The sequence below is a fragment of the Komagataeibacter intermedius TF2 genome (genome assembly GCF_000964425.1).
GTDB classification, from domain to species: Bacteria; Pseudomonadota; Alphaproteobacteria; order Acetobacterales; family Acetobacteraceae; genus Komagataeibacter; species Komagataeibacter intermedius.
In genome coordinates this window covers 1-6,600 of sequence record NZ_BANF01000257.1, presented here as the reverse complement: position 1 = coordinate 6,600, position 6,600 = coordinate 1, and the positions used below count along the sequence as shown (strand labels likewise).

The window sequence follows — 6,600 nt, the reverse complement described above, 5'->3', positions numbered from 1 at the left end:
CAATACCATCGCCGCCTGAATACGCCCGCGTCTCTCGCCGGATGGTTACGCTTCGAGTGCAGTTGTTGACCGATGCACGCCGCGCCGGAGTTGCTTGCGCGTCAGTTCGGCGAACCAGCGCTCTACCTGATTGATCCAGGAAGTCGAGGTGGGCGTGAAGTGAACATGCCAATGCAGGCGGCGCGCGAGCCACGTCTTGATCGTGGTCGTTTTATGTGTGGCGTAGTTATCCAGCACGAGATGAACATCCAGGTCATCAGGCATCTCGGCATCGATACGTTTCAGGAAGTCGAGAAATCCCATGGTACGATGACGTTAGTAGCATTTGCCGATTACCGCATCTGTTGCGGTGTCGAGGGCTGCAAACAGCGACGTCGTGCCGTTCCGGAGATAGGTATGGGTACGTCGTTCCGGCACGCCCGGTACCATGGGCAGGACGGGCTGTTCGCGGTCCAGCGCCTGGATCTAGGATTTCTCGTCGACGCACAGCACGATCGCGCGGTTCGGTGGCGACATGTAAAGACCGACAATATCCCGAACCTTGTCGACGGATAGCGGGTCCGTCGACAGTTTGAAGGTTTCAGCCCGATGCGGCTATCTTCGACTGTTCGTCCGCAATTAGTCTACTGATTTGCCTCTATGCGACGCAGACGTTTTCATCGTCTACGTTGAGTGAGGACTTTAGCGGGACCTAGGAAACGCGACTACCGTGCGTTTTGGCTCAACAGGTGGAGGTGAGGGAACTAACGTTAGGCCCACAGCACTCAGTTTGACTGCCGCCTCTGGATATACTGCTAGTGCCAGGTTGAGTTGAGCGCAGAAGGTATCACGGAAATGGTCTAGGCGTTTTACTCCAGCGCCGAACTGGGCGTGAAGACCCTTCCAAGTGATTGGCGTGTCCTTCTGGAGGACATGCAGCCGATATGCAAGCCAGCAATATATATCTAAAGCCATCGAGTGTTTACTGATCGCTCGAATTGCGGATTCCTGGATAGGAACAGGATGTCGACGAAGCTGATCGTAGAATGTTTCACTTAGCTTCGTCCGCGCTAAAAGTTGTCCCCCGCTAGAGTCCTCGCCATCTTCCGTAAACAGTGCTTTGTCGACTATAAGTTGTTGTACTAATGCTGACTTTCCTGCTTGTTGGACCTCGAAAGTGAGACGACAGCGCGTGATGCGGAGTGCCTGCTCTCTTACGTCGGCTATCGTTTTGCCGCCAGGAGAGATGTTCATCTTCTTAAGCCAGTCGCGAAGCGACTTTCCGAGCTCAATTTCGCGACTCTGGGTTCTTAGAGCCTCGGTTTGTAGATATAGCAGTATAAGTCTGGCTCGACTTCCGTATGGGACACCAATCCATTGAAGTTCCCCATTCGGAAGTGTTCGTCGACCTGGTTCTACGAGAAGGGTAACTCTGTCGGTGCGAACCTGCCAAGGTGCAGAGTCGGGCTGTTTTTTATGTGGGAGCGGTGCTTGTGCCCAGCCGCTATACATGAAACCTAGTCCGGCATCTTCGTCCGTCAGATATGCGGCGGCCGCATCAACGACACGGCGGTCCATGTCCAGCTGGAGTACATGCTGTCGACCATGCTCCTGAAGCAAGTCATGCACTTCCGCCATCATGGCTCCCCTAGGCATATGTATGTTGGCTCGATTCTGCGTCCATGATGCACGGATTTGTTCAGAATGTCTCTGAGGACTGTAGCGGGATCTAATACTAGTTAAAGATAATTGTATTCTAATATTAGTTTGTCCCGTTAGTGTCCTCGGGATAACTTATGCGAATCGTGCTTGCTCCGTAAGCACGTGTCGCTAGAGTCCTCAGTTTTTCCGCTACAGTCCTCAGTCCCCTGTTGGTCACCTCGCAAAAGGGAGGTGTAGCGAATCGGTATCTCTGAAGGCATCAAGTTTCCCGTCAGAGTCCTCGATTTGCAGATAGCGCTAATTTGGCCCCCGTCAAAGTCCTCAAAACTGAGAAATTTTCAGGTTAGGAGGCTTCTAACAGCCCGATTTTCCTTGATGTTCGGCGGATGAACCTGTTTTTGGCGCACAAAACCCCGCTAGAGCCCTCACTTCGAGGACCGTTTTGCGATCTATTTCGGCTCCAGATTTCCGGCATATCTCAGAAATTAACCTTGCGCGTCGCATGTTCCCGCCAGAGTCCTCAGTTTTTGCCTCTGAAAGAAACTCCATGAGGACTCTGGCGGGAATGTAGCCTGGAACAGGTGTTCAGAACTTTCACTTGGTCGGGTGGCGCGCTGAGACGCTGGCTCCGTCGATGTACGTTTTACGGTCTGTCGGGATAATGTCGTGGCGTGGGCTATGCCCGCCAAAGTCCTCATCTGGATGTTGTGGTTACACTGGGGGCTGACGTCCGTGATCACGCGTGACATGGCCCTGTCTATTTCCGCAGACTCTGCGAATCGACCCTCTCGGATATCCCAACTGATCTACCCAGTGACGCCGTTGTGAGTCGCGGCAGGGAGATAATCAACAGGTCTTCATCAGGGGAAATACTAGTTTCCTGATAATCTGCTTTTCTGCTGTGTGTCCACTGGACGAATGCAGGTGAAAGCATGATCGCAATCAGGAAATTCCCCGATTTATTGCCGGGCTTTAGCTGGCGGGATATCGAGGTGAATGGCGTGCGGATCCGCACGGCTACCGGCGGAAACGGACCGCCGCTGCTCATGCTGCATGGTCATCCGCAGATGCATCTGACCTGGCACAAGGTGGCACCCGCACTGGCGAAACGTTTTACCATCGTGGCCCCAGATCTGCGGGGTTATGGCGATAGCGCCAAGCCTGAAGGTGGGGCGGATCACGCCAACTATTCCAAGCGGGTCATGGCGGCTGATCTGGTTGGCGTCATGCACCAGCTTGGATTTGAACGGTTCATGGTTGTCGGGCATGACCGGGGCGGACGGGTGGCGCACCGCATGGCGCTGGATGCACCGCAAGCGGTGGAAAAACTGGTGCTGATCGATATCGCACCGACAGCAACGATGTATGCCCGAACCAATATGGAATTCGCCCGACGCTATTTCAGGTGGTTTTTTCTGATCCAGCCTGCCCCCTTGCCTGAAAGGCTGATCAGTGGGGATCCAGACTTTTTTCTCGAAAGCCACATTGCAGGACAGATCAAGATACCAGGATCGGTCGATCCGCGTGTCATGGCCGAATATCGTCGATGCTACGCCGACCCGGCAATGCGTCATGCAGCAGGCATCGACCTCGTCCATGATGCAGCTGATGCAGACAAGCGGATTGAGGCCCCATTACAGGCTCTGTGGGGTGCACGCGGCACCGTGGGCCCGCTATATGATGTTGTCGAGACATGGCGCGAAAAAGCCGTGGACGTGCGGGGATACGTGATCGACTGTGGTCATAGTCCGCAGGAGGAAGCACCGGCAGAACTGCTGCATCGGCTTGATGCGTTTCTCTGACCTTCGCGAAACAGTTGGAGTAAAAGCTCGATTTTACCTCATTACAGTCAGTTATGCTTTGAAAAGCAGACCCGTTCAATCCAGATGACGCGTTTGGTGAAGATATCGATCGGCTGTGTGCGGATTCAGAGGTTACGGAGCGACCTCTGACCCGGATCAGCGGGAGGCGACCGCATGTTCCAGATAGAGACGCAGCACCGTAACGGCTTCCTTGTCCTGTGCCGGGCGGGGGACCGAATGATCCTGTGGCAGGGCAAAGATCGCCTTGACCAGATGCAGCAGCATCACGGCCCGTTCGTCATGTGGACCCGGAGAACCACCCAGCCGTGACAATAACTGGCTCATGCGCCCGATCAGCGCCTTGCGGAGCGTTCCTGTCCCATCTGGTAGGGTAATCCCGCTGTCGAGCAGGGAAAGGACGACTGAGCGTTCCGTTCGCAGACGCTGGATGATGTCCAGCAGTCCTTCTGCTGCATCACGTGGCGACAGCGGCGGATCGCGATCGACCAACTCATCCAAGGCATGTAGTAACCGCGCGCCGTAGCGTTCGAGCACTGCGGCGGCCAGCACGTCCTTGGTCGGAAAAAAACGGTAGAGCGAACCGATTGCCGTGCTGGCGCGGGCAGCGATCTCGGTCATTGTCGCCGCCTCGTATGACTTCTCGCCAAAGACCGTTGTTGCGGCCGTAAGGATCGCTTCAACGCGGTCGCGTCCGCGCTGCCGCTTGGGCGCGAGTGGTGATGAACGGGGCGGGCTTGACATAATGCGAGGGCACCCTCAACTTTCTTTTATGCGAGACAGTCCTCGCATAACCGATTTTCCAATGCCGGTCGATGTTTGACCCGACCATGTATCCAGATCCCAGAAGGCGCCGATCCGTGAACAGATTTGACCCGCGAACCACCGCCCTTGTCCTCATTGACCTGCAGAATGGCATTCTTGCCCTGCCAACCGCCCCGCGGCCATCGTCGCAGGTGCTGGAGAGCGGTAAATCGCTTGCTGCCCGCTTCCGGGATGAGAGTGCTACGGTCGTACTGGTTCGGGTCGCGTTTGCACTCGACTTTGCCGACGCGCCACCCGGTCTGGCCGACCAGCCCTTAAGCCCGCCGGAAGGCGGCCTGCCAGCGGACTGGGCGCACCTGGCTGACGGGCTGGTGGCACCCGGCGATATCGTCATCACCAAACATCAGTGGGGGGCATTTACAGGCACGGAACTGGACCTTCAGCTTCGCAGGCGGGGCATCCGGACGATCGTGCTGGGCGGTATTGCGACGAATTTCGGGGTTGAATCCACAGCACGGCATGGCTGGGAACTTGGCTATCACATCGTCATTGCCGAGGATCTCTGCACCAGCCTGTCAGCAGACCTTCATGATGTCTCCATCCGCTCGATCCTCCTGCGGATCGCACGCGTGCTGCCTTCCGATACAATCGTGTTTGGCGGTTAAGCGGTGAGGGTGGGGCCATCAGCGTGGCTGCTGACCGGGCGATGGGGCTTACTGGCGCTGCTTTCGCTGGTTTTCGGTATGCTTCTGGCCGTCTTACGCCTGTCGGCCGCGCCGCTGCTGGGACCACTGGGGGCGGCGGTCGTACTGGCCACACGGGGTAGTGCGGTCCGTATTCCCCGCTGGGCCTTTCTCGGCGCACAGGGCGTGGTCGGGGTCATGATCGCCAGCTATCTTTCAGCCTCGATCTTTCACGAAATGGCAGCCAGCTGGCCGGTCTTTGTTGCCGGTACGTTTTCTACCCTGTCTGCGGCAGCCCTTCTCGGCTGGCTGCTGACACGCTCGCGCCTGCTACCCGGCAATACCGCGATCTGGGGTTCATCACCCGGTGCGGCCACGGTCATGACCCTGATGGCGGAATCATACGGGGCGGATATGCGGCTCGTCGCCTTCATGCAATATCTGCGCGTGGCCTGCTGCGCCGTCATTGCGGCTGTTGTTGCGCGCGTAGCCGGAACGCCGTCCGCCCCGCTGGTCGTGGCACAGACCCTCTCATGGCAGGGGGCTTTACTGGCGCTGGTGATCGCACTGGCAGGGAGCGCCGTGGGAACCCGTCTGCGCGTGCCGGCCGGGGGACTGCTTGTGCCCATGGGGATCGGGATGGCCGCGAGGCTTGGTGCTCATCTGCCGATCGAACAGCCGCATTTTCTGCTGGTCGCGGCCTATGTCCTGGTCGGGTGGGGCATCGGCATGCGGTTTACGCCAGACGTGCTGGCTTATGCCGGACGTGTCTTTCCACGCGTGCTGGGTTCCATCCTCGCGCTGATTGCAGTGTGTGGCGGCTTTGCATTGATACTTGCCCGGCTGGCGCATGTGGATCTGCTGACGGCTTATCTTGCAACCAGCCCTGGTGGAGCTGATTCCGTCTCCATTATCGCCTCGACCACAAAAGTGGACATGCCTTTCGTCATTGCCATGCAGGTCGCCCGGTTTTTCTGTGTTCTGGTCACCGGGCCAGCTTTGGCGCGTTTTCTGTCCCGCAGATCGTCGGGAAAAGGACAGCGCGATGTGTCGCAAGAAATACACGGGAAATGGGCGAAAAGGAGGAGGGGCTTGCTGAAGACCAATGCGACAGATCCCGCTCTTGCAAACCCGCTCGCGCTGAGGCGTGACGACAATTTTGGTTGATGGCGGGAGCAGCGATTTGGCCATCAGGGTGTAGTCATTTACCCCGCTTGTCTGGCGCGCGGCATCTTCTTTCGCTGCATCCCCGTTTGACAGTCATATCCATTCCGATGATGTCATAGCTTCCTGTAGTCGCGTGGGCTGATGCCGGTTTCCCTGTGAAACATCTGTGCAAAATGGCTCGCACTCTCATAGCCGCTGGTCAGGGCAATCTCGATGATGGACCTGTTGGTCTGCGATAGAAGGTTTTTCGCATGTTCCACACGCCGTCGGATAAACCAGCGTGACGGGCTTTGCCCCATGGTGTTGTGAAATGACCGGCTGAAATGAAACCGGCTCATCCCGCACAACCCGGCCAGAAAATCGAGATCGAACGGTTCGGCGAGATGGGCGTCCATATGATCCAGCGCCTTGCGCAGCTTCCACGCTGGCAGTTGTGCGGGTCTGGGTGTGGGCGAAGGCTGTGTCTGGGCATAATGACGCAGAAGATGGACGGTCAGACTTTCCAGAAGTCCATTCACAAATAG

Annotated in this window: 6 protein-coding genes and 1 pseudogene; 3 read left to right on the top strand and 4 right to left on the bottom strand. The window is 57.1% G+C overall.

Annotated elements, in window-relative coordinates:
* Positions 1-48: 48 nt before the first annotated feature.
* Together B7449_RS16785 and B7449_RS16780 are read right to left on the bottom strand one after the other, a co-directional pair.
* Positions 49-594 (bottom strand): annotated as a pseudogene (locus B7449_RS16785) (IS630 family transposase); the annotation flags it as partial.
* Positions 595-681: 87 nt separating this feature from the next.
* Positions 682-1,620: a replication protein RepA gene (locus B7449_RS16780; protein WP_082084927.1), complete on the bottom strand. Its 939-nt coding sequence runs from the start codon at positions 1,618-1,620 to the stop codon at positions 682-684.
* Positions 1,621-2,573: 953 nt separating this feature from the next.
* Here B7449_RS16780 and B7449_RS16775 point away from each other — a divergent pair.
* Positions 2,574-3,443: an alpha/beta fold hydrolase gene (locus B7449_RS16775; RefSeq protein WP_034928747.1), complete on the top strand. Its 870-nt coding sequence runs from the start codon at positions 2,574-2,576 to the stop codon at positions 3,441-3,443.
* Between the two features lie 156 nt (positions 3,444-3,599).
* Here the strand turns inward: B7449_RS16775 and B7449_RS16770 are convergent, their stop codons facing one another.
* Complete coding sequence (locus B7449_RS16770) at positions 3,600-4,205, bottom strand: TetR/AcrR family transcriptional regulator (RefSeq protein ID WP_007400705.1); 606 nt, start codon at positions 4,203-4,205, stop codon at positions 3,600-3,602.
* A gap of 116 nt (positions 4,206-4,321) precedes the next feature.
* Here B7449_RS16770 and B7449_RS16765 point away from each other — a divergent pair, with 116 nt between their 5' ends.
* Complete coding sequence (locus B7449_RS16765) at positions 4,322-4,891, top strand: hydrolase (protein ID WP_007400706.1); 570 nt, start codon at positions 4,322-4,324, stop codon at positions 4,889-4,891.
* A 9-nt stretch (positions 4,892-4,900) separates the two neighbouring features.
* Positions 4,901-6,076, top strand: coding sequence for an AbrB family transcriptional regulator (locus B7449_RS16760; protein WP_048883874.1), 1,176 nt, complete (start codon positions 4,901-4,903; stop codon positions 6,074-6,076).
* Between the two features lie 113 nt (positions 6,077-6,189).
* On the opposite strand, the gene B7449_RS16755 is transcribed toward B7449_RS16760, so the two are convergent.
* The coding region (locus tag B7449_RS16755; RefSeq protein WP_148431382.1) for a helix-turn-helix domain-containing protein at positions 6,190-6,600 on the bottom strand (411 nt) is incomplete at its 5' end.

Coding starts and splice junctions, on each gene's coding strand:
- B7449_RS16775 (WP_034928747.1), top strand. CDS start 2,574: ATGATCGCAATCAGGAAATTCCCCGATTTATTGCCGGGCTTTAGCTGG.
- B7449_RS16780 (WP_082084927.1), bottom strand. CDS start 1,620: ATGATGGCGGAAGTGCATGACTTGCTTCAGGAGCATGGTCGACAGCAT.
- B7449_RS16770 (WP_007400705.1), bottom strand. CDS start 4,205: ATGTCAAGCCCGCCCCGTTCATCACCACTCGCGCCCAAGCGGCAGCGC.